We start from the raw sequence: 21,893 nt of genomic DNA on the forward strand, positions 1-21,893 counted from the left end.
CAGTTTTTGATCGCGCTACCACAGATACCGCACCCCCACATTCACCGCCCATGGCTCTTCCACCTGGTGCCCCTTGGTGTGCTGCACATCCAGCGACACTTTGGTTTTCGTGCTCACTTGCAGCACGCCGCCCAGTCCCAATTCGGCGCGCGAGTCGGTGACCTGGTTGCGCAGTTTGTGGCCATTGACGTTGACGCTGCTCTGCCCGGCAAACTCCTGCACATAGGCGGCTTTTACGTAGGGCTGTGCGGCCATGCCGCTGTCCAGCGTGAGAGTCCTGCCGAACAGGCCGCCGGCGCGGGCTTGCAGGGAATGGGCATCGTCACTGACGACCCGCAATCCGTTGCTCGCCGTGTAGTCGGCGCCAGGGGTGAAGGTGTAGGTCGCTTCGAGTTGCGGCTCGACGAACCAGCCGCGCTCCAGCGCGATGTGCTTGCCCACTTCAATGTCGGCCGCGTAACCGTGGGTGTGGTAGTCGCCTTTGATGCGTTCGCCGGTGTTGGCCAGGGTTTTCACCTGGTTGACCATGCGGTTGTATTTGCCCACGGCGTCGACGTAATAGCCGCTGTCGTCGATCCAGGTGCTGTAGACGCCGAGCAGTTGGCTGTCGATTTCGCCGCTGCCCCCTTCGCCGAAATTCTGTCGGGACGTGGCGGCCCCAACCATCCCGCCGATGTACAACCTGCCGCCCTGGCGCTCGGTGCTTGAGTCGGCGCCCACTTCAAGGCCATGAATGGTCTGCTCGAAATCGCGGCCGTAGTTGTTGTCGACCTTGTAAGTTTTGCCGATACCGCGTGCCCACACGCCGCCTTTGTCGTTGCCCATGCGCAACTCGCCCAGGCGTTTGACCAGGGCGTTCATTTCCGCCATCCATAACGTGGCCACTGCCGCCTGGTTGCCGAGGGCAGCATTGCTGCCGTCGGAAATAGTGTCCGGGCCGGGGTCCTGCGAAGTGTTGCGCAGAAACCAGTCATCGCCTTGCTGCTCCAGCGTGTAGCGGAACGCGCCAGCGTCCACATGGGGCCGGCCAGCCAGGGCGAAGCTGCCATCGCCGCCGTTGCCGTCCACCAGCATCAGTTCGCCATTGGCGGTGTGCGGTTCTTTGCCGGAGTCGGCCACGGCCAGCGTGTGATTGCCGTGGGTAATGCCCTGAATATTCAGCAAGTCGCCGCGCAGACCGGCCAGGTCGGTGTTCATCACAAAGGCACCGCTGCCGGTCAGGTCGCCCGATACCGTCAGGGTCATAAACGGCGCACCGGGCTGAAACGCGACGGTGCCCTGGTTGTTCAGGCTGCCCAGGGAAGAGTCGCCTGTGACATTCCAGCGGCTATCGAGCACGCCCAACTGGTCCAGCCCATGCACCGCACCGGTTAATACCGAGCGGTCCAATATCAGTTGCGCGGCGCCGGTGCTGGCACCCGTCACGCGTACATCACCGGTCAATTCACTGTTCAGCGCGTTGACCGTGACGGCGCCATGGGCAACGGAGCCGTTGGCTTGCACATCCAGCACATGCTGGCCGCTGATCGCACTGTTTTCCACATTCAACTCAAGTTCCCCGCCCGCCACGGCGATGGCACTGCCTTGCGCAGCACTCAGGTTGCTATCAATCACACTGGCCTTGTTCACCTGACTGCTGGAATTGGCCACGGTTCTCAACGCCGTGCTGCCGATGCCGCTGGCACTGACCAGGACGTTATCCAAAGCGAGGCTGGCGCCGTTAGTGAGCAGCGAGGCGCTGGCACCGTTGCCCTGGGCATCCACCAGGATGGTTTTGGCGGCAATATGCCCGCCGCTTGCCGCCGCCAGCCCGACCCCGCCGTTGCGGGTGATGACGCTGCCGGTATTCAGATGGACCTGGCTACTGTTGACGGCATACACGCCGGCGCCGACGTTTTCGACGCTGATATTGATACCCGTGGCATCGATGCGCGACGTAGCGCCGCTGGTGTAAAGCCCGTGGGATTGCTCACCGCTGGTGGTGATAGTGACGTTCTGCAACGTCGCCGTGCCGCCCTGGCTGGAGACGCCGGATGAGTTCTTGCCGGAGGTTCGAATATGCACGCCCGTAAGGACGGCGTCGGTGCCCGTATTGGCCAGCCACACGCCCTCGGCATTGTTGCCGGCGGTGCTGATCTGGGTGTCCTGCACCACGGCGCTGGCGTGCGAATTGACGCTGATGCCAATAGCCAAGTCGCCACGGGTGGTGATGCTGCTGTCCTTCACCTGGGCCTGCGCCCGTGCAGTCGCGTCCTTGCCCATCAGCAGCAGACCAAGGGCCTCGCGACCCAGGGTGGTGATATGGGTGGCGGCAAAATCGAGCGAACCGCCGTCGTAAATCTTCGCGCCGATACCGTTGTTGGCGCTGGTGTTAATCGCCACATCGTCCAGCTCCACCCGCCCACCAAGCTCCGCGTACACGCCATAGCCTATGTCGCCGCTGGTGGAAATGCTGCCGTTGCGCAAGGAAATCACCGAGCCACTGTTGCGCACCTGCAAGCCAACGGACGCCGTGCCTTCGGTGGTTACCTGGGTGTCCGTAAGGGTGACGGCGCCTTTGTCACGGGCATCTACCGCCGAAGCGGCACCACCCGTGGTGCGCAAGGTAAGGCCGCTGCCAGTCAGCGTCCCGCTCGAGGCCAGCGCGCTGGCGGCGGAGCCCTGCGTGGTCACCTGCGAGTCCGTCACCTGCACCGTATCGCCGGCCTTCGCCTCGATGGCTGCCGTCTGCGCCGTACTGGTGTCGATCGTCTGGCCATGGATATCGGTGTTGGCCGCATGCGCCTGGCCCAGCGTGAGCTGCACGAGTGCGGCCAACAGTAGCGGGACGCCCTGCGGACAGGTCGGTTTGCGGGGGATAACAGAAGGTATGCATTTCACAAGGACGACTCCAGCAAATAAGTGCCGGGTAGTGTCCGCAGTGCGCAGCGTTTTCTCTGTGAGACGCGTCCTTGAGAAAACTGGACTCGCTCCTAATCAATGGGGAAAGACTGGAAGTAAAAACCGGGCAGCAAAATACGGGGAGCCATCTAGCCCCCCTCCCTACTTTGTTTCCTACTTAAATCTGTGCAGTCCCACCATCCACAAACAGCTCAATGCCATTCACAAAACTGCTGTCATCGGATGCCAGGAACAACGCGGCCTTGGCAATCTCACCGGCTTCGCCCAATCGGCCAATCGGCACCACCGCCGCCAGTTGATCGAACAGCGCCTGGGTGTGCTCAGCCGGCACCAGGTCGCCAAGGCCTGGAGTGCGCACCGGGCCTGGGCTGATGGCGTTGACGCGGATGCGCCGTGGTTTGAGGTCCAGCAACCAGGAGCGGGCGAAGTTACGAACGGCCGCTTTGCTCGCGCTGTACACGCTGAAGTTCTCTGTGCCCTGCACTGAGGTGGTGGACGAGGTCAGCAGAATCGAGCTGCCGTCACGCAGCAGTGGCAGCGCTTTCTGCACGGTAAACAGCGTGCCTTTTACGTTGGTGCTGAAGATGCGCTCGTACTGTTCTTCGGTGATGGCGCCCAGAGGCAGCATGTCACCGCCGCCGGCGTTGGCGAACAGGATATCCAGATGCCCGGCCTTGGCGCTGATTTCGGCGTAAATGCGGTCCAGGTCGGCCAGCTTCGACACGTCGCCCTGAATGCCGATGGCCCGTGGGCCAATCGCGGCGACAGCCTTGTCCAGTTCGGCCTGGCGGCGGCCGGTAATAAATACGGTAGCGCCCTGGGCGACGAATTCCTGTGCCGAGGCCAGGCCGATACCGGTGGTACCGCCAGTGATCAGGGCGATTTTGCCTTCAAGTCGGTTGCTCATGATGAATCTCCAGTAGTCGTTTGGGTTGCGGTTCGTAGGTGAGCCGTTGATGCCGACTCTAGGCCTGAAGATTGAGCAGAAAAATACGACGAAAATGTTTTGTTTGTGCACATTCATGCACAATCAGGCGCACGCCGTTTTCCGCTTAGGGAGAGAGAAATGAACCAGCTATTAGCCATTCGTGTATTTGCCCGTGTGGTGGAAAGCGGGTCGTTTACCAAGGCGGCCGATTCCCTGAACCTACCCAAAACCACCGTCAGTAAATTGATCCGCGAACTGGAAACCCACCTCGGCGTGCGCCTGCTGCAACGCACCACACGGCGGCTGACCGTAACTGCCGACGGCACCTCCTATTACCAACTCACCAATCGCCTGCTGCACCAGTTGGAAGACATCGACCAAGGCTTCAGCAAGGCGCAAGGCCTGCCGCGCGGCAAAATCCGCGTCGACATCGGCGGCTCCACCGCCACGCTCTTGGTAATTCCCGCCCTGCCGGATTTTTTTGCGCGCTACCCCGATATCCAGCTGGACCTGGGTGTGAGTGATCGCCCGGTAGATCTGGTGAGCGAGCGCGTCGACTGCGTGATCCGCGGCGGGCCGCTGGCCGAGCAATTGCTGGCCGTGCGCCGCCTTGGCGAAGTGAGCTGGAGCACCTGTGCCACGCCCGCGTACCTGGAACGCCACGGCACGCCGCAGCACCCCAAAGACCTCGCCCACCACCAGATGGTGACCTACCAATCCGCCGGCAATGGCCGGCAGATACCCGCACGCTTTCAACGCGGCGATGAACGCCATGTAATCGAGGGCAAAGGCATTGTCAGCGTCAACGAAAGCAACGCCCATCTGGCGGCCGGGTTGGCCGGGCTGGGCATCATTCATACGTTCAGCTACACGGTGAAAGCCCATGTCGAGCGCGGTGAGCTGGTGCACATCCTGCGCGACTGGCAACCAGAGGCGTATCCGTTTCATGTGCTGTATCCGCCCAACCGCCACCTGAGCAATCGCGTGCGGGTGTTCATCGATTGGTTGGTGGAGCGGTTTGCGCAGATTGATTGAAAGGCCGTGTATCAAGACGCTGAAAATATCCCTATCGCGTCATTCACACATGTGACCATCCGTTCACATTTAGCCCTTACGGTCTACCTGCCTACAGTGCCCAGCAATTCAGCTGACGCCTCACACCTCAATACAGCCGTGACCTGTAGCGCTTCCAAGCGATTTTCAGACCGTTGGTTGCGCGCCTTGTCACTTGTTCAAGGGACATACAGGTGCCTGAGAACACCCCATACTTGGCCGCCTTTTTCTGGCGGGAACGAGGCGCTTACTCGTACCCGGGGCCTTTAGAACCCCCGGGGCTATTCACTATCAATTGCCTGCGCTTACACTCCGACACCGCTTTGCGACCACGGATTGGTAATGACAGGTCGCGGTTGTGACTTCTTTTCAGGGATCGTTCAATGCACCTGTCTTCTCCAGCACCACGCCTGCGCACTACCAAACGCTTTGTCTTCGCCAGTGGTCTGCTGATGTTGGCAGGTTGCTCGTCGCTGAACTTCGAAAAGCAAGCCCTCACCGAGCCGGAAGTGCGCGCCACCGTGGCCGCCGACAAGGCCGCACTGGTGCGCGACGTCGAACCGCTCAGCGGCCCGCTGACGCTGGAAGGCGCCATCGCCCGGGCCATCAAATACAACGCCGAACAGCGCTACCACGCGATGGAAGAAGCCGTCGCCCAGGGCACCTTTGAAGTCGGCCAGTTCGACATGCTGCCCAAGCTGATCGCCTCCGCCGGTTACCGCGGCCGCGACAACGACCTGATCTCCAAAAGCGAAGACTCCGTCACCGGCGAGCCATCGCTGGCCAACCCGTATATTTCCTCCAGCCGCGAAGCCCTCACCAGTGACATTGGCATTTCCTGGAGCCTGCTGGATTTCGGCCAGAGCTACTACGCCGCCAAGCAGAATGCCGACCGCTCGCTGATTGCCACCGAGCGCCGCCGCAAGGCCCTGCACAACCTGATGGAAGAAGTGCGCAGCGCCTACTGGCGTGTAGTCGCCGCACAAAAATTGCTGCCGGTATTGAGCACCACCATCGCCGACTCCGAACTGGCGCTGGCCGATGCCCAGAAAGCCGAGAACGAGAAAATCCGTTCGCCGCTGGAGCCGCTGCGCTACCAGCGTCAGTTGCTGGAAAACCTGCGTCTGCTGGAAATGATCCAGCAAGAACTGTCCACCGCCCGTGTCGAGTTGGCCGCCCTGACCAACCTGCCGCTGGTGGCCAACTTCACCGTGGTGGAACCGGCCGAAGACAACAACGGCGCCTGGCTCAAGCAGCCCGTAGACCAGTTGGAAGAGTTCGCCCTGCTGCGCAACCCCGACCTGCGTGAAGGCATTTACAACGCCCGCATCGCCCAGGAAGAAACCCGCCGCACCCTGCTCAAACTGTTCCCCGGCATTTCGTTCAACTACAGCTACCGCACCAGCGACGACAAGTACCTGATCAACAAGCACTGGACCGACGCCGGCGTGCAGATCTCCTACAACCTGATGGGCCTGTTGTCGGCGCCCGCGCAAATGCGCCTGGCCGATGCTGGCGTAGCGCTGGCCGACCAACGCCGCATGGCTACGCAAATGGTGGTGCTGACCAAACTGCATATCGCCCGCCTGCAATACGAAAACGCCACGCGCCAATTGGCCCGAGCCGATGCCATTGCCGGGGTCGACCAACGCCTGTCGCAGCAAGTGAGCAACCAGGCCGAAGCCGCCAAGCTGACGCCGCTGGACCGCGTGTCGCAGCAAAGCGCCGCCGTGCTCTCGCAACTGCGCCGTTACCAGGCCTTGTCCAACGCCCAGGCCGCAGCCTCGCGTCTGCAAGCCACGCTTGGCCTTGAGCCCCAGGTCGACGGTTCCGACAACATGCCGCTGGCCGATCTCACCAGCGCCGTCGGCAACTCGCTGCACACCTGGAACCAGGGCCAACTGCCCGCCACAACGGCCACGCCATGAAAGCGACGTTGGCCAACGCCTGGAAATCGCTGACCCTCGCCTGTTTGTTGTTCGCGAGCGCAGCGCAGGCGGCCGGTGAGTCGGCGCTCGACAACCGGGAAATTCGCGCCCAATTAACGCCACAGCGCTACACCACGCTGTCGGCGGAAATCGGTGCCAAGATCACCCGCTTGCCGCTGCTCGAAGGCGCCTCCTTCAAGCAAGGGCAAACCCTCGTGCAGTTCGACTGCCTGTTGCAGCAAGCACAACTCACCAAGGCCGAAGCTGCGTTGATGGCCGCCAATGCCAATTGGAAAGGCAACCAGAAACTGGCCGAGATGAACTCGGTGGGCGCCGTTGAACTGAACGTCTCCAAAGCCGAAGCGCAAAAGGCACAGGCGGAGGTGTCGGCCAACCGCACCCTGCTCAGCAAATGCCAGATCACCGCGCCGTTTGCCGGGCGCATTGCCGAGCAAAAAGCCCGCGAACAACAGTTTGTGCAGGCCGGCCAGCCGCTGTTGGAAATTCTCGACGACAGCACGCTGGAGCTCGAATTTATCGTGCCCTCGCGCTGGCTCGTCTGGCTGCGCCCCGGCACAGCATTTGAAGTCAGCATCGATGAAACCGGCAAAACCTACCCCGCCAAAGTGCAGCGCATTGGCGCGCGGGTGGATGCCGTAACCCAGTCGATCAAACTCAGCGCCGTCATCGACGGCCGCTTTGACGAATTGATGGCCGGCATGAGCGGCAAAGTGGTGATGAACCCACCCGCCGCGCAGTAAATCGTTTCGGTGGGAGCGGCTTGAGCCGCGATGCTTTTGACCGTCAAGAACATCGCGGCTAAAGCCGCTCCTACAAGATCAGCGTTGTTCCAGACAGTTGTTTAGGAGTTAGCCATGACCCAGTCCCTCGCGTCGCTGCTTCGTTCCACCTTGAACGCCGCCAGTGGTCCACGCTTGCGCCGCACTTCGCAGCTGTTGCCGCTAGAACAACGCTTTATGTTCGACGGCGCCGCCGTGGCCGATGCCGCCCACGCCGCACAAACCCCGGATGCCGCCGCAGCGGCTGCGGCGCCCGCCCTGCCACCCGCCGTTACCGTGCGCGAAGCAGAGCCCGCCAAAGACAACGGCAAGAAAGAAGTGGTGCTGGTGGATACCTCGCTGGCCGACTACAAAACCCTGGAAGCCGGCGTGCGCGATGGCGTGGGCATTGTCGAGTTCGATGGCAGCAAAGATGGGCTGGCGCAGATTGCGCAATGGGCGTCGACCCAGAGTGGGTTGGATGCCATTCATATTTTGTCGCATGGGTCCGAAGGCGTGCTGGACCTCGGCACCGCACGGGTCACGGAAGCCTCGTTGAGCGATGCCACCGTAAAGGCCGAACTGGCGCAATTGGGCAGCGCACTGAACAGCGATGGCGACCTGCTGCTGTACGGCTGCGATACCGGTGACAGCACGGCGTTGCTCAATGGTTTGGCGCAGGCCACTGGCGCCGATGTGGCAGCTTCCACCGACCTGACCGGCGCGGCCCACCTGGGCGGTGACTGGACGCTGGAAGCGCATGCCGGCGACATTCAGGCGCGTGAACTGGCGCTAACCGATTACGACCATGTGCTCAACACCATCGACATGACCTCCGGGTATGCAGATGCGGCGTTCTCATTCACCAAAACCGTGGGCGCCGCGACTCTGACCTTCACGCTAATCAATAGCTCGAGCGACCCGGGTCAGCAAGGTTTTTACACCAGCTACTACAACAATGCGGTTTATGTGTACGCCCCCCAGGGCGCTGATTGGTCCAGCGGTTTTACCATTACCATCACGCCTGGCTACACGTTTGACCTGACCTCGGTCACCGGCGCCGTCGACGGCACTGTCACCTACGACCCCACCGGCGGCAGCGGCAGCAATGTCGACCACAGTGCGGTTCTCGTTGAGAGCGGCCAGAGCGTCCTCACCGAAACCTACACATTCAACACGCTCAACGGCATGACCGAACTGATGGTCACCTCGGCCGGCACGTCCGGAGCAAGCGGCGTACTGGCCTTCGCCAGCATGGAGATCACGGTCCACGCACCGGTCGACATCACTCCACCCGCCACACCACCGGCGCCTGGGCTGACCTCGACGTCGGACACAGGCGTGTCCACCTCCGACCACATCACCAAAGACACCACCCCCACGCTCACCGGAACTGCGGAAATCGGCAGCACCGTGAAGATTTACGACAATGGCGCACAAATCGGCACAGTGATCGCCACAGACGGTTCATGGAACTACACAACCGGAGCACTCACCGCCGGCAACCATAACTTTACCGTCACGGCCACCGACGCCGCCGGCAACCCCTCGAGCGCCTCCAATGCGCTGGCCGTGACCATCGACACCACGGCGCCCACCATGAGTTCGGTGTCAGTGCCGGCGGCCGGTTCGTACGCTGCGGGCACCACGCTGAGCTTTACCGTGCACGCCGACGACAACGTCTACATCGACGCCACCGGCGGCACGCCGCGTCTGGCACTCGATATTGGCGGCACCACGCGCTATGCCACGTATTCGTCTGGCTCTGGCAGCGGCGACCTGGTGTTCACCTACGCCGTGCAAGCCGGCGACAACGATAGCAATGGCATCGCTGTCAGCAGCTTCTCGGCCAATGGCGGGACCGTCACCGACGTCGCTGGTAACGCGCTGGACGCCGCGCTGAACAATGTGGCCAGCACCGCCAATGTGCTGGTCGACACCGCCGCGCCAGTGGCCATTTCAGTATCGGTACCGGCCAGTGCCACCTACTACACCGGTGACACGCTCGACTTCACCGTCAACTACAACGAAGCGGTGACGGTCAACACCAACGGCGGCACACCGCGCATTGCGCTCACCGTGGGTGGCGCTACTCGCTATGCCAGCTATGTGTCCGGTTCAGGCACCAGCGCGCTGCTGTTCCGTCTCACCGTCGCCCAGGGCGATGTCGACGCCGATGGCATTGCCGTGGGGGCGCTGAGCTTCAACGGTGGCACCCTTAAAGACAGCGCGGGTAACAACGCCGCGACCACGCTTAACAGTGTCGGCAGCACGGCCGGCGTAACGGTGGACGGCACCAACCCGAGCATCACCAGCGTCAGCGCCAGCACCGCCGATGGCAGTTATGGCGCCGGCCAGACAATCACCCTCACCGTCGATTTCTCCACCGCCGTCACGGTCGACACCACCGGCGGCACGCCCACGTTGGCGCTCGACGGTGGAGGCAATGCCACCTACACCGGCGGCTCGGGCACTGGCACATTGACGTTCAGCTACACCGTGGGCGCCGGCCAGAACAGCGCCGACCTCGACTACAGCGACACCAGCGCGCTCGCGCTGAACGGCGCCACCATCATCGACGCCAGTGGCAGCCACCAAGCCGCGTCCGTCACGCTGGCCAGTCCCGGCACCGCCGGTTCGCTCGGCGCCAACAAAGACCTGAACATCGACACCACCGCCCCCACCAACACCGTGGCCACTGCCAACTTCTCGGCCGATACCGGCACCTCCGGCAGCGATTTCATCACCAAAACCGCCGCGCAAACCATCCACGGCACGCTGGCGGCCAACCTCGCGGCTGACGAACACGTGTATGTGTCGCTCGACAATGGCGGCAGCTGGGCGCTGGCCAGCGCCAGCACCGGCTCCAACCTCTGGTCGCTGGCCGGCCAGACATTGACCGGCAGCGGCACCTTGAAAGTGCGCATCACCGACGACGCCGGCAACAGCGGCAGCGCCTATTCGCAAGCCTATGTGCTCGACACCACGGCGCCGACCATCAGCTTTAGCGGCATCGCACTATCCGCCGACACCGGCGCCAGCAACACTGACCTCATCACCAACACCGCCGCACAAACCATCAGCGCCACCCTTAGTGCCGCGCCGGCTGCCGGCGATGTGGTCTACGGCTCGCTGGACAACGGCGCCACCTGGACCGATATCACCAGCAAAGTCAGCGGCACTACCCTGACCTGGAACGGCGTCACCCTGGCCGCTAGCAATACGCTGCAACTGCGGGTGAACGATGCCGCCGGCAACGCCGGGGCTGCCACCAGCGCTGCCTACGTGCTAGACACCAGCGGCCCGACCACCAGCGTGGCCAGCGTCAGCTTTGATCATGACAGTGGCGCCTCAGGCAGCGACTTCATCACCAACCAGGCCAACCAAACAGTGTCCGGTACGTTATCGGCCAACCTCGCGGCCGGCGAACAGGTGCTGGTCTCACTCGACAACGGCGCCACCTGGTCAGTGGCCTCCGCCACCGTCGGCCTCGACAGTTGGTCGTTAGCCGGCCAAACCCTGGTGAGCAGCGACACCTTGCAGGTGAAGGTCAGCGACATCGCCGGCAACGACGGCGCCGTGCTGTCGCAAGCCTACGTGTACGACACCAACGCCAACGTGCCGACTGTTGACCCGCTACAGAGCAACAGCCTGACACCCGTGCTCACCGGCAACGCCACCTTGGCCGCCGGCGAAACAATGACTGTGACCGTCGGCGGCGCCACCTACGACGTAGTGCCAGTCGCCGGTGCCTGGAGCCTGGACCTGGCCAGTGCCGTGCCAGTGAGCGGCGCGCTGACTTTGGTGCTCAACAGCCAATACAGTGTCACCGTCACCGTCACCGACCTGGCCGGCAACGTGGCCAGCGATGCCACCACGAGCGAGCTGATCGTCGGCAGCCTAACGCCACCCACCCCGCCTACTCCACCGAACGAAGGTTTCCAAACCCCGCCCGTACTGCCCGAACCGTTGCCGCCGGTTAGCTACCCGGTGTCGTTGCTGCCACCGCCACCAAGCGTGGGCGACCAAACCACACCACCTCCGGCATTCGACTTCGGCAGCGGCAACACCTGGACGTCTCCAACCTTGTTCAGCGACGCCTTGCAACCCAACGCCGAACTGAGCGGCGGCATGGCCGAGCTGCTCAGCCCAGCTGCGGGCAAAGTGTTTAGCGGCGGTGAAGGGATAGGCGTTGGCACCCAGATCGACAACCTCACCGCCAGCAGCGGCGAGCGCATCGTCAAGCAGGTCGATGCCGAAGCCTTTATGCACAATATGCCCGGACAAAATGTGGTACTCAGCGCCACCCTGGCGGATGGCCGTCCGCTGCCCGCCTGGCTTAAATTCAATGCCCGTGACGGCCGCTTCGAAGGCACCCCACCGCCAGGCTTCAGCGGCAAGCTGGTGGTACGCGTGGTCGCCCGAGACGGGCTCGGCCACGAAGCCATGCAGCAATTTGAAATCGAGGTCAGCGGCAACAAGCAGGCGCAGAATGCCGCGCCGTTGGAAACCAGTGGCCGCAGCGGCCTCAGCCAGCAATTGCGTGACGCCCGCAGCGCTGGCGGCAGCCGCATGGCGGGGCTGACAGCCGTGAGTAACCGTGCCACATGAGTGACGTCGCTAGTACCGTGACAACCCCCACCAACCCACTGCTGACGCTGCTCGAACTAGGCCAACGCGCCCGAGCAGCGGCCAGCACAGCCGAACTCGGTTTCTTGCTGGTAAACGATACCCGCGCCTTGCTCAGCTACCGGCAGGCCGCCTTGTGGCTCGCCGACGGCGGGGTTCGCGCGCTGTCGGGCGTGGTGTCGGTAGACGGCAACGTGCCCTACGCCCAATGGCTGCAACGGTTGGCCAAGCACCTTGCTGCCCCCCATAAAAGCGAGGCGCCGCTGGCCGTGGACGTTGCCGCGCTGCCAGCGGAAATCGTCGCCGAGTGGAACGAGTGGCTGCCCGCTGCCGCCACCTGGCTGCCGCTGAACGCGGCAGGCGGTGGACTGCTGTTAGCCAGCGATCAACCCTTGGCGCCGGAGCTGGCCCCGCTGCTGTGCGAATGGCGCGATATCTGGCAACACGCCTGGCAGGCGCAACAAAACCCGGTGCGTTGGGTGCCGTGGAAAAAAACCCGTGCCGCCAAGGGGCTGCGCTGGCGCCGTTACCTGTTGGCGATGCTGATTGTGATCGGCGTACTGAGCATTCCCATGCGGTTGACGGTATTGGCCCAGGGTGAATTGGTGCCCTCCAACCCCGCCACCATTCGCGCGCCGTTGGACGGCGTAATCGCCGACTTCAGCGTGCGCCCCAACGACACCGTCCAGCCCGGCCAACTGCTGTTTTCCTTCGACCAGGCGCCGCTGGAAAGCCGTCTGACCGTAGCCCGTGAAGCCCTGGCCACGGCCCGCGCCGAATACCGCCAAGCCAGCCAGATGGTGCTCACCGACCCGCAAGCGCGCGGGCAGATTTCCACCCTGCTGGGCAAGATCGCCGAAAAAGAAGCCCAGGCCACCTTCCTGCAAGGCCAGGCCGAACGCTCGCGAGTTATCGCACCGAGTGCCGGTATAGTGCTGCTCGACGACCCCAGCGAATGGATTGGCCGCCCTGTGCAAACCGGCGAAAAAATCCTCCAGGTAGCCGCGCCCAACGACGTGGAAATCGAAGCCTGGATACCGATTGGCGACGCCATACCGCTGGCCGAGCAAGCGCCCTTGCAGCTGTACCTGGCCGCCTCGCCGCTCACCTCACTGGAAGGCACCATTCGCTATATGAGTCACCGCGCTACCGCGCGCCCCGACGGCAGTTTTGCCTACCGCGTGCGCGCCACGCTGGTTACGCCGTCGGACCAACGCATCGGTCTGAAAGGCACGGTGAAGGTATACGGTGAACGGGTGTCGGTGGCCTACTGGGTGCTGCGCCGGCCACTGGCCGCCGTGCGCCAGTTTCTCGCCCTCTAGGAATGACCGCTGTGCTGCCAGGCTTGCGCGAAGAACTGACCATCGAACCGGGCCCGCGCCTGAGCGACGGCCAGCCCAGCTGGACCCTGCACGACCCGGCGCGCAACCTGTTTTTCCAGATCGACTGGCCCAACTTCGAGCTGCTCAGCCGCTGGCACCTGGGCCAGCCCGACGCCGTGATCGCCGAGGTCAACCGCGACACCACGCTGGAGCTAGACACCTCAGCCCTGCAAGACTTGCTGACGTTTTTGCGTGACCAACACCTGCTGCAACCGGCGGCCGGCGGCGCCCCCGCCATGGCCGCCAGCCTGGCCAAACAGCGCGGTTCAGTGGGCAACTGGTTGCTGCACAACTACCTGTTTTTCCGTATTCCACTGGTGCGCCCCGACCGCATGCTGCGCCGCGCTCAGCCCTTGGTGGCCTTTGTGTTTACCCGTGGTTTCTGGTGGCTGACGCTACTGGCCGCCGTACTTGGCGGCGTAGCGGCATACCGCGAGAGCGACCGCTTTGTCGCCACCCTGATGGACACGCTCACCTGGCAAGGCGCGGTCGCCTACGGCGCAGCGTTAACCTTCGCGAAAACCTGCCACGAGCTCGGCCACGCCTTTACCGCCAAGCACTACGGCTGCCGCGTACCGACCATGGGTCTGGCCTTTCTAGTGATGTGGCCGGTGGCCTATACCGACACCAACGACGTGTGGAAACTGCCCAAGCGCGAGCAACGCCTGGCCGTGGCCGGCGCCGGCATTCTCACCGAACTGGCCATCGCCGCCTGGGCCACGCTGGCCTGGGCCTGGTTGCCCGAAGGTGGGCCAAAGCAGATCGCCTTTTTGCTGTCGACCACCACGTGGGTGTCCACGTTGATCATCAACGGCAGCCCCTTTATGCGCTTCGACGGCTACTTTCTGCTGTCCGACTACCTGGGCATTCCCAACCTGCACAGCCGCGCCTTCGCCCTGGCCCGCTGGGACCTGCGCGAGCGCCTGTTCAAGCTCAACGAACCAGCCCCGGAACACTTCTCGCCGCGCCTGCAAAAGGGCTTGGTGATCTTTGCCTGGGCCGTGTGGATTTACCGCCTGGTGTTGTTTCTCGGCATCGCGGCGCTGGTCTATCACTTCTTTATCAAGGCCGTGGGTATCTTCTTGTTCGCCGTGGAAATCAGCTGGTTTATCGCCCTGCCCCTATGGCGGGAAATCAAGGAATGGCGCAGCCGCTGGCCACAGATTCGCAGCGGCCGGCGCGTGCACTATTCGGCCTGGCTGGCCCTGCTACTGGTCGCCCTGGTGCTGGTGCCCTGGCCCAACCGCGTGCTCACCAGCGGCCTGCTGCAACCGCAGCAACGCATGGCCCTGTATGCGCCGGCACACGCCGTAATCACCGCCATGCCCGTCGCCAACGGTCAGGCGGTAACCGCCGAACAGCCGCTGCTTAGCCTCGCCTCCCCCGACCTCGACCTGCGCGCCGAAGAAACCGGCGCGCGCCAAGGCGCCCTGAGCTGGCAGTCCGGCGCCGCCGCCTTCGACAACAAAACCCGCAAAGACTGGCAACTGCTGCAAGACCAACTGGCCCACGCCAACGCCGAACAAGCGACCGTAGGCGCCGACCTGCAGCGCTTTCGGCCTCTGGCCCCCTTCCCCGGCCGCGTGGTGGATATCGATCCGGACCTGCGCCCCGGCGACTGGCTGAAAACCCAGGAACCTCTGGGCGAGCTGATTGGCGATGGCCGCTGGCAGGTGGTGACGTATGTCGACGAAGACGAAATCCGTCGCCTGCACCTGGGCGACCGCGCGCTGTTTATTGCCGACGGCATGAGCGGCCCCAACCTGCGTGCCGAGGTGGCGAGCATCGACCGCAACGCCAGCCGCACCCTCGGCGAACCCGCGCTGGCCACCCTGGCCGGCGGCCACGTACTGGTGCGCGAAAAGAACAACATCCTCTACCCCGAACAGGCCGTGTACCGCGTGGTGCTCAAGGTAGACGCCAACCTCACCGCCGCCAGCCCCTTGCTACGCGGGCATGTGGCCATTGCCGGGCAATGGGAATCGCCGGTGTCGCGGTTCTTACGCGCAGCCGGTGCGGTGGCCTGGCGCGAAGCGGGATTTTAATGCGTACACCGCCTACTCGCGTAAACACCTGAACCTCTGATGCCCCTGCCGGTCAGCTTTTACAAGCCGATCAAAAAGTTGGGCACCTATGCGTATCTCATTGCACGGCCAGGTCGCCCTGGTTACCGGTGGTAGTTCCGGCCTGGGGGCCGCCTCCGCCAAAGCGCTTGCGCAAGCCGGCGCCGCCGTAGTCATCAACTACCACTCCCACGCCGAACCCGCCGAACAGCTTGCCGAACAGATAGTTGCCGATGGCGGCCAGGCCATTGCCGTGGGCGCGGATATTTCGGAAGAAGACCAGGTAGAAAACCTGTTCGCGCAAACCCTCAGCCACTTCGGCCAGTTGGATATTCTGCTGGCCAACTCCGGCCTGCAGAAGGACGCGCCCATCACCGAGATGACCCTGGCCGACTGGAACACGGTGATCGCCACCAACCTCACCGGCCAGTTCCTCTGCGCACGCAGCGCCTTGCGCCAATTTATTGCGCAAGGCATGCGCCCGGACGTGTCGCGCGCCATGGGCAAAATCATTCATATGAGCTCGGTGCACCAGACCATTCCCTGGGACGGGCATGCCAACTACGCGGCCTCCAAAGGGGGCGTCGACCTGCTGATGCGTACCATCGCCCAGGAAGTGGGCGAGCATAAAATTCGCGTCAACAGCATTGCCCCGGGGGCCATTCGCACGGCCATCAACGCCGAAGAAACCCAAGGCGCCGCCGAGCAAAAACTGCTGAAGCTGATTCCCTATGGCCGCGTAGGTGACGCCGAAGATGTGGCCAATGCCGTGGTGTGGCTCGCCTCGGACCTCTCCGACTACGTGCACGGCACCAGTCTGGTCATCGACGGCGGCATGAGCCTGTACCCGGAGTTTCGTGGCAATGGCTGAGCACTCATTCGAAGAAGAACCGCAAAACCCCATCGAGCACCACGGCATCATCGGCGATATGCGCAGCGCTGCCCTGGTGGCCGACACCGGCACCATCGACTTTATGTGCTGGCCCAACTTCGACAGCCCGTCGGTATTCAGCGCCCTGCTGGACACCAATGCCGCAGGCCTCTTCCAGTTGGCCCCCGACCTGCCCGGCGCGCGCCGCGAACAGATTTACCGGCCCAACACCAACGTGCTGCTCACCCGCTGGATAAGCGCAGACACCGTGGTGGAAGTCACCGACCTGATGCCAATCGGCCAACACGAAGACGACCTGCCGCGCGTGGTGCGGCGCATCGACGCGCACAACGGCCAGGCCACTATTCGCATGCGCTGCCGTGTGCGCCTGGACTACAGCCGCGCCGCCATGACCACCCGCGTAGACGGCGACGACATCTGCTTCGAAGCCGCCGGCCAGCCCGGCATGCGCCTGTCGGCCACCACCGCGCTGCGCCTCGACGAAGACAGCGCTGTAGCCACCTTCGAGATGCACCAGGGCGACTGCGTGGAGTTCGTGCTCGGCGGCATCGGCGACCCCGCCGTAGATGCCGGCCACTGCCCGCGCTACCTGCACGAGACCGTGGCGTTCTGGCGGCACTGGAGCCAGCAATCCAACTACCGCGGGCGCTGGCAGGAAATGGTCAACCGCTCGGCGCTGGCGCTCAAACTGCTCACCTCGCGCAAACACGGCGGCATTGTCGCCGCGCCCACCTTCGGCCTGCCGGAAACCCTCGGCGGTGAACGTAACTGGGACTATCGCTACACCTGGATTCGCGACGCCTCGTTTACCGTGTACGCCTTTATGCGCCTGGGCTACACCGACGAAGCCAGCGCCTTTATGCACTGGATACACGGGCGCATGGGCGACTGCTGCGACGAGACCAATACCCTCGGCATTCTGTACGGCCTGGACGGCACCACCGAGCTGCCCGAACACACTTTGGCGCACCTGACCGGCTACGCCGACTCCACCCCGGTGCGCATCGGCAACGAGGCCTATGGGCAGGTGCAACTCGATATCTACGGCGAGCTGATGGACGCCGTGTACCTGGCCAACAAATACGGCAACGCCATCTCCCACGAAGGCTGGGAAAACGCCACGCGCCTGGTGAACTACGTGTGCGAACACTGGCGCGAAACCGACGTGGGCATCTGGGAAATGCGCGGCGAGCCGCAGCACTTTCTGCACTCGCGGCTGATGTGCTGGGTGGCCTTGGACCGCGCGTTGCGCCTGGCCGAAAAACGCTCCCTGCCGGCGCCGTTCAAACACTGGATCGACACGCGCGAAGCCATTCACAACGACATTTGGGACAACTTCTGGAACGAAGACCTCGGCCACTTCGTGCAATACCAGGGCGGGCGCAGCGTAGACGCAGCGATGCTACTAATGCCGCTGATGCGCTTCGTAAGCGCCAGCGACCCGAAATGGCTGGCCACGCTAGCCGCCATTGAACGCACCCTGCTGCACGCCGGCATGGTGTACCGCTACCGCAACGACGACGGCCAGAACGACGGCCTCACCGGCGACGAAGGCGCGTTTACCGCCTGCTCCTTCTGGTACGTGGAATGCCTGGCCCGCGCCGGGCAGATCGAAAAAGCCCATCTGCAATTCGAACAACTGCTGAAATTCGCCAACCCGTTAGGGCTGTACGCCGAAGAGTTCGACACCCACGGGCACCACCTGGGCAATACACCGCAGGCGCTGAGCCACTTGGCGTTGATCAGCGCGGCGACGTTTTTGAATCGCAAGTTGGATGGGGATAAGACGATGTGGCAGCCGTGAGGACCCGGCGTTTGTAGGAGCGACCTTGGTCCCGAACCCTGCAAACCTCATTTGCGAAGGCGTGCCCTCACCTGCACCAACGCCGCCTCAAACACCGGATGACAAGGCGGCAACGCGTCCATCAGCGGGTGCCAGAAAAACTCAAACACATGGCCGCCATCGTCTTCGGTCGCAAACGCCCAGCGCTCAGGTAACGGCTCCGTCACCTCGCACAGCTGAAACGACCAGATCTGGTGATTCAACCCGGCCGTCCACAGCCCCAAATCCGCGACCACCTGTGCGCCGCCAATCCCCGATTCCTCGGCCAACTCACGAACAGCGGCAACCGCCGGCAACTCCCCGGCCTCGATGGTGCCCTTGACCAGTTGATGCCCCGCCAACGGGTGTTTGAATGCGAGGATTTGTTTGTTGCCGAGCACCGTGCGAATCACCACCGGGCAGGCTTTGTTCGGCTGCAACGCCGTCACGGCTGCACCACCGGTTTAAACCCCAAGCTCTGGGTAAACCGCAGCAAATAGCCGTCCGGGTCCTGCAGCAAAAAATTCAGCTCGCCATGCAGCCGCTCACCATCTCGGTACCAGCGTTCTTCAAGCGGCTTTTGCAGCACCAGCCCTGCGGCGGCCACGGCGTTGGCCAGCCCCTGCGCATCCGGGCACTGAATCGAGAAATTGATGCCCCGCCCGAACGGCCGTTCCAACGGGCCGATGCGCCAGGGCGACGTCTCGCCGTCGTCCTGCTCGAGCATCAGTTGGCTGGCGTGGAAGGAGAGAAAAGCAAAGTTATCTTCGGGGCGGTCGTACTCGATACGAAAGCCCAACATGCCGCAGTAGAAAGCCAGGCTGTCCTTGAGGTGCGAAACGATCAGCTCGGGCACCAACGCATTCATCTTGTCCATCAGCTCGTCCGTTGAGTGAAAGGTTGGTGAGTATCTGGAGGGCGCGGGTTTAGCGCAATACGCCAATTTCACGGCATTCATCCTTCGCAACTGCCCGCCGCAGCCGACAGATTGGCCTCGCCTATAGGCCTACAGTTCCACCTCGCTGAAATGGTTCGGCGAACCGGTTTGGTCGCCGGGAAAACTTGTATTCAGGCGTCTGCTATAACACGTAGGCGCTTGTCGCATGTCTGCTTCATGGCAGCTGTGCGCGGGACACCTTCGGGTGTGCCGGTTTCCAAGTTTCCCGGTCGACCAACCCGCGCACAGCCGCCTCCCTTTTGCTTGGTCGCATAAGGATGGCGGCAATTTTGAAATTTGGAGTTTGAAGATATGAACAAAGCAACCGCTGTAACCACCCGCCAACACTTCGACAACCTGGAAACCGCCCCGCTGTTTTCCGTTAATCCGGGCGTGCCCATCGACGAAGCGCTGGAGCGCGCGGGCGACCTGATGCTGTATGTCGAGTCGCTGGCCGCCGCCGATGCGTTTATCAACAAAAATCTGGAAGCGGCCATCATCCAGACACTGAGTGAAATGGCCAAAGCGCTACTCAACTCCACCAAACCGCAAGACAGCAAAAAACAGCCCTAAAAGCTGTTAGTCGCGCCTAAAAAGAAGGGGACTTTTGCAGTCCCCTTTCTGGTTTTGGTGGCCGGTCCGTCCGTTAGCTATGTGCACACAACTGAGCGGCAGTCAGCAGCGCACCCTTGTCCTGCCAAGCATCGCGCTGATAAGCGCTGAAGTGGTTCACCCCACCCTGCTCAGTCACTTCCACAATGCCACTGGCCTGCAGCGGGTCTGCACTGCTGGTCAGCAACTGGCTCTCGCCACGGCTGCTGGTCGTAAAAATTCGTTTGCCATACCCGACGCTACCGCTGACACACTCCAGGTAAGTCGCGCTGTCTTTGCTGGTGACGCCGCTATACGTGTCGTGGCTCAAGCGCACGTCATCGGCGTAAGCAGAACCGGTAAAGCCAGCCAGTGCGAAAAGCGAAAACGCCAAGGCGCCGAAGAAGGTGCGGGTGTGTTTCAGGGTGGTTGAAATATTCATGGTCAGTACCCGTGGGTGGTCAATAGGGGCGCCAGCGAGTTGCGTGGCAGTGGTTGGAGTGTCCGCCTGGGTGGGCTGAGGGGGAATTCGATTTGGGTGATAGTGGAGAGTTGGGGGATTGATGGTAGGCGCACAGCGCTCAGCTGTTCGGTTGAGGCTACAGTCCACTGAGCCTTACTGTATTGAGGCGCTTGGTTTTGCTTCTTCTTGGGTGCGCATTCCTTGGATAAGAGTTGCTGTTGGCAATACGAGACGGAGCGGATTAGCAGGTGACGGCGTAAAGCCCAGTTTTGCATGGTAGAACTCAGCTGCGCGTGGGTCCTTGGCGTCCACAACGATAAAGGCCACACCAGAATGCTTCGAGATCAGGTATACGCGTTTAAAGAAATCGCCAATAAGCCGCTTGCCAAGACCTCGCCCATGAACTGCTTTGTCGACAGCCAGGCGACTAAGCAGCACTGCCGGCATCGGATAGCGCGGCATCTTTTTTTGCATGTCGTCACTGAGTTCGCAGAGCGCTACAGAGGTGTTCGCCAGGGTGTAATACCCCAGGAGAGTCTTACCCTCAACGGACATGAACGTCCGTGACACATTCCGTTTTTGATCTTGCCCCGCCTGTTCAGCGATGTAGGTGTTCAGGGCCGTGTGCGCTTCACAATCGAATGCGGCCCTGTCAATCGACTTGTCGAAGTCGTGGGTGATGAACTCCATTACCACCCCTCAGCGAAGTGCGAGAATGCTGCGTAGTGTCTCGGTTGGCTGGGGTGGATTTTCAAGCAACTCGTACGCCGTCTCGGCATCAAGCACCGTCATATTTTCCACATCGACAGACTGAACTTCCCGATCATGGGCGACGGAACGAACAGCCAACGCCTCGACAACTTTTTTCAGTTCGCTGAGCTCTCGCTCCACATTCGACAGAGCTCGTGCGGCACGAGTTTTTGAAGAGAAGGTTTGACGCAAGGCACTGCCCGCGAGAGCTTTGCTTGCATGCCGCTCGACCACCTCGTCCGCATGGGACAAGAAGGCGGTGATTTTGCCGTCACCACTTTGGAAGGTGGCCGCAGCTTTTTTACCGGGTGCAAGTCGTAGAGGCTTGGGCTGAGTTTTGATCATGATGTGTTCCTCATTCAGAACCAGACAAAGGCGGACCAAGTGCGTTTACCTGCACTCCACTCCGTTTCAAACCTGGCTCTGAGCTTGGTCTCGTTAGCTTCACAGACCTCCACCATACGGCGAGATTCAGGAATCTGACAGAGCTGCGTCGGAGTAAAGCACCGCGACCAAGCCCACTCTTTCCGCTGCAGCTCAGCTGCGACCGCGTTTGCTCCACATCGGACCTATGACCTATCTCGGTTTGTTCACGAGTTGTGCCCTGGCGAGCAGAAATTTCTTCGGGAGATAAGCGATGAGTAACCGGCAGTTGCGAGTCATGGTGACGATGAACTTGCTGCTCGAAGCGCGTCAATACGTGCTCAGTTCTGTCCTCCGCAGGCCGGATATACAGCTGGTAAATAACCGGCGCAACGACACCGAGCCCGTTTAG

At 62.3% G+C, this 21,893-nt stretch carries 16 protein-coding genes; 9 read left to right on the top strand and 7 right to left on the bottom strand.

The window, feature by feature from the left end; genetic code table 11:
* Positions 1 to 15: 15 nt before the first annotated feature.
* Both AC0V2S_RS10110 and AC0V2S_RS10115 read right to left on the bottom strand, forming a co-directional pair.
* The gene (locus tag AC0V2S_RS10110) at positions 16 to 2,817 is read right to left on the bottom strand and encodes an autotransporter outer membrane beta-barrel domain-containing protein (RefSeq protein WP_475509624.1); all 2,802 of its coding nucleotides are present in this window, start codon (positions 2,815 to 2,817) and stop codon (positions 16 to 18) included.
* A 241-nt stretch (positions 2,818 to 3,058) separates the two neighbouring features.
* The gene (locus tag AC0V2S_RS10115; protein WP_475509625.1) at positions 3,059 to 3,808 is read right to left on the bottom strand and encodes an SDR family NAD(P)-dependent oxidoreductase; all 750 of its coding nucleotides are present in this window, start codon (positions 3,806 to 3,808) and stop codon (positions 3,059 to 3,061) included.
* Positions 3,809 to 3,967: 159 nt separating this feature from the next.
* Here AC0V2S_RS10115 and AC0V2S_RS10120 point away from each other — a divergent pair, with 159 nt between their 5' ends.
* The 8 genes from AC0V2S_RS10120 (at position 3,968) to AC0V2S_RS10155 (ending at position 18,359) form a co-directional block, all read left to right on the top strand.
* Positions 3,968 to 4,864 carry a LysR family transcriptional regulator gene (locus tag AC0V2S_RS10120; protein ID WP_475509626.1) on the top strand — a complete coding sequence of 299 codons (897 nt, stop codon included), beginning with the start codon at positions 3,968 to 3,970 and terminating at the stop codon, positions 4,862 to 4,864.
* Positions 4,865 to 5,265: 401 nt separating this feature from the next.
* Positions 5,266 to 6,810, top strand: a complete 1,545-nt coding sequence (locus AC0V2S_RS10125) for a TolC family protein (protein WP_475509627.1) — start codon at positions 5,266 to 5,268, stop codon at positions 6,808 to 6,810.
* Positions 6,807 to 7,571, top strand: coding sequence for an efflux RND transporter periplasmic adaptor subunit (locus tag AC0V2S_RS10130; RefSeq protein ID WP_475509628.1), 765 nt, complete (start codon positions 6,807 to 6,809; stop codon positions 7,569 to 7,571). The genes AC0V2S_RS10125 and AC0V2S_RS10130 overlap by 4 nt, the downstream gene beginning before the upstream one ends.
* 114 nt (positions 7,572 to 7,685) lie before the next feature.
* Positions 7,686 to 12,200, top strand: a complete 4,515-nt coding sequence (locus AC0V2S_RS10135) for a DUF4347 domain-containing protein (protein ID WP_475509629.1) — start codon at positions 7,686 to 7,688, stop codon at positions 12,198 to 12,200.
* On the top strand, positions 12,197 to 13,540 hold the full coding sequence (locus tag AC0V2S_RS10140) for an efflux RND transporter periplasmic adaptor subunit (RefSeq protein ID WP_475509630.1): 1,344 nt from the start codon (positions 12,197 to 12,199) through the stop codon (positions 13,538 to 13,540). Before AC0V2S_RS10135 ends, AC0V2S_RS10140 begins: the two co-directional genes overlap by 4 nt.
* 11 nt (positions 13,541 to 13,551) lie before the next feature.
* A complete protein-coding gene (locus tag AC0V2S_RS10145; protein ID WP_475509631.1) occupies positions 13,552 to 15,645 on the top strand; it encodes an efflux RND transporter periplasmic adaptor subunit in 2,094 nt (697 codons plus the stop codon).
* Between the two features lie 88 nt (positions 15,646 to 15,733).
* On the top strand, positions 15,734 to 16,534 hold the full coding sequence (locus AC0V2S_RS10150) for a glucose 1-dehydrogenase (protein ID WP_475509632.1): 801 nt from the start codon (positions 15,734 to 15,736) through the stop codon (positions 16,532 to 16,534).
* The gene (locus tag AC0V2S_RS10155; protein WP_475509633.1) at positions 16,527 to 18,359 is read left to right on the top strand and encodes a glycoside hydrolase family 15 protein; all 1,833 of its coding nucleotides are present in this window, start codon (positions 16,527 to 16,529) and stop codon (positions 18,357 to 18,359) included. Before AC0V2S_RS10150 ends, AC0V2S_RS10155 begins: the two co-directional genes overlap by 8 nt.
* A 47-nt stretch (positions 18,360 to 18,406) precedes the next feature.
* On the opposite strand, the gene AC0V2S_RS10160 is transcribed toward AC0V2S_RS10155, so the two are convergent.
* Positions 18,407 to 18,817, bottom strand: coding sequence for an NUDIX hydrolase (locus AC0V2S_RS10160; protein ID WP_475509853.1), 411 nt, complete (start codon positions 18,815 to 18,817; stop codon positions 18,407 to 18,409).
* A 5-nt stretch (positions 18,818 to 18,822) separates the two neighbouring features.
* Complete coding sequence (locus tag AC0V2S_RS10165) at positions 18,823 to 19,254, bottom strand: bleomycin resistance protein (RefSeq protein ID WP_475509634.1); 432 nt, start codon at positions 19,252 to 19,254, stop codon at positions 18,823 to 18,825.
* 372 nt (positions 19,255 to 19,626) lie between these two features.
* Between AC0V2S_RS10165 and AC0V2S_RS10170 the strand changes: the two genes are divergently transcribed.
* Positions 19,627 to 19,887: a DUF3077 domain-containing protein gene (locus tag AC0V2S_RS10170; protein ID WP_475509635.1), complete on the top strand. Its 261-nt coding sequence runs from the start codon at positions 19,627 to 19,629 to the stop codon at positions 19,885 to 19,887.
* A gap of 73 nt (positions 19,888 to 19,960) precedes the next feature.
* Here AC0V2S_RS10170 and AC0V2S_RS10175 read toward each other — a convergent pair whose 3' ends face one another.
* The 3 genes from AC0V2S_RS10175 to AC0V2S_RS10185 form a co-directional block, all read right to left on the bottom strand.
* Positions 19,961 to 20,347, bottom strand: coding sequence for a hypothetical protein (locus AC0V2S_RS10175; protein ID WP_475509636.1), 387 nt, complete (start codon positions 20,345 to 20,347; stop codon positions 19,961 to 19,963).
* Positions 20,348 to 20,521: 174 nt separating this feature from the next.
* Positions 20,522 to 21,058 (bottom strand): GNAT family N-acetyltransferase, encoded by a 537-nt coding sequence (locus AC0V2S_RS10180; RefSeq protein WP_475509637.1) that lies wholly within the window; start codon positions 21,056 to 21,058, stop codon positions 20,522 to 20,524.
* 9 nt (positions 21,059 to 21,067) lie between these two features.
* Positions 21,068 to 21,463, bottom strand: coding sequence for a hypothetical protein (locus AC0V2S_RS10185; protein WP_475509638.1), 396 nt, complete (start codon positions 21,461 to 21,463; stop codon positions 21,068 to 21,070).
* Between the last annotated feature and the right edge of the window lie 430 nt (positions 21,464 to 21,893).

Source organism: Pseudomonas sp. CC11G (assembly GCF_056174845.1).

Excerpts from the sequence above, each read along its gene's own strand:
- AC0V2S_RS10115 (WP_475509625.1), bottom strand. The coding sequence starts at position 3,808 with ATGAGCAACCGACTTGAAGGCAAAATCGCCCTGATCACTGGCGGTACC.
- AC0V2S_RS10120 (WP_475509626.1), top strand. The coding sequence starts at position 3,968 with ATGAACCAGCTATTAGCCATTCGTGTATTTGCCCGTGTGGTGGAAAGC.
- AC0V2S_RS10125 (WP_475509627.1), top strand. The coding sequence starts at position 5,266 with ATGCACCTGTCTTCTCCAGCACCACGCCTGCGCACTACCAAACGCTTT.
- AC0V2S_RS10130 (WP_475509628.1), top strand. The coding sequence starts at position 6,807 with ATGAAAGCGACGTTGGCCAACGCCTGGAAATCGCTGACCCTCGCCTGT.
- AC0V2S_RS10135 (WP_475509629.1), top strand. The coding sequence starts at position 7,686 with ATGACCCAGTCCCTCGCGTCGCTGCTTCGTTCCACCTTGAACGCCGCC.
- AC0V2S_RS10140 (WP_475509630.1), top strand. The coding sequence starts at position 12,197 with ATGAGTGACGTCGCTAGTACCGTGACAACCCCCACCAACCCACTGCTG.
- AC0V2S_RS10150 (WP_475509632.1), top strand. The coding sequence starts at position 15,734 with ATGCGTATCTCATTGCACGGCCAGGTCGCCCTGGTTACCGGTGGTAGT.
- AC0V2S_RS10155 (WP_475509633.1), top strand. The coding sequence starts at position 16,527 with ATGGCTGAGCACTCATTCGAAGAAGAACCGCAAAACCCCATCGAGCAC.
- AC0V2S_RS10165 (WP_475509634.1), bottom strand. The coding sequence starts at position 19,254 with ATGGACAAGATGAATGCGTTGGTGCCCGAGCTGATCGTTTCGCACCTC.
- AC0V2S_RS10170 (WP_475509635.1), top strand. The coding sequence starts at position 19,627 with ATGAACAAAGCAACCGCTGTAACCACCCGCCAACACTTCGACAACCTG.
- AC0V2S_RS10175 (WP_475509636.1), bottom strand. The coding sequence starts at position 20,347 with ATGAATATTTCAACCACCCTGAAACACACCCGCACCTTCTTCGGCGCC.
- AC0V2S_RS10180 (WP_475509637.1), bottom strand. The coding sequence starts at position 21,058 with ATGGAGTTCATCACCCACGACTTCGACAAGTCGATTGACAGGGCCGCA.
- AC0V2S_RS10185 (WP_475509638.1), bottom strand. The coding sequence starts at position 21,463 with ATGATCAAAACTCAGCCCAAGCCTCTACGACTTGCACCCGGTAAAAAA.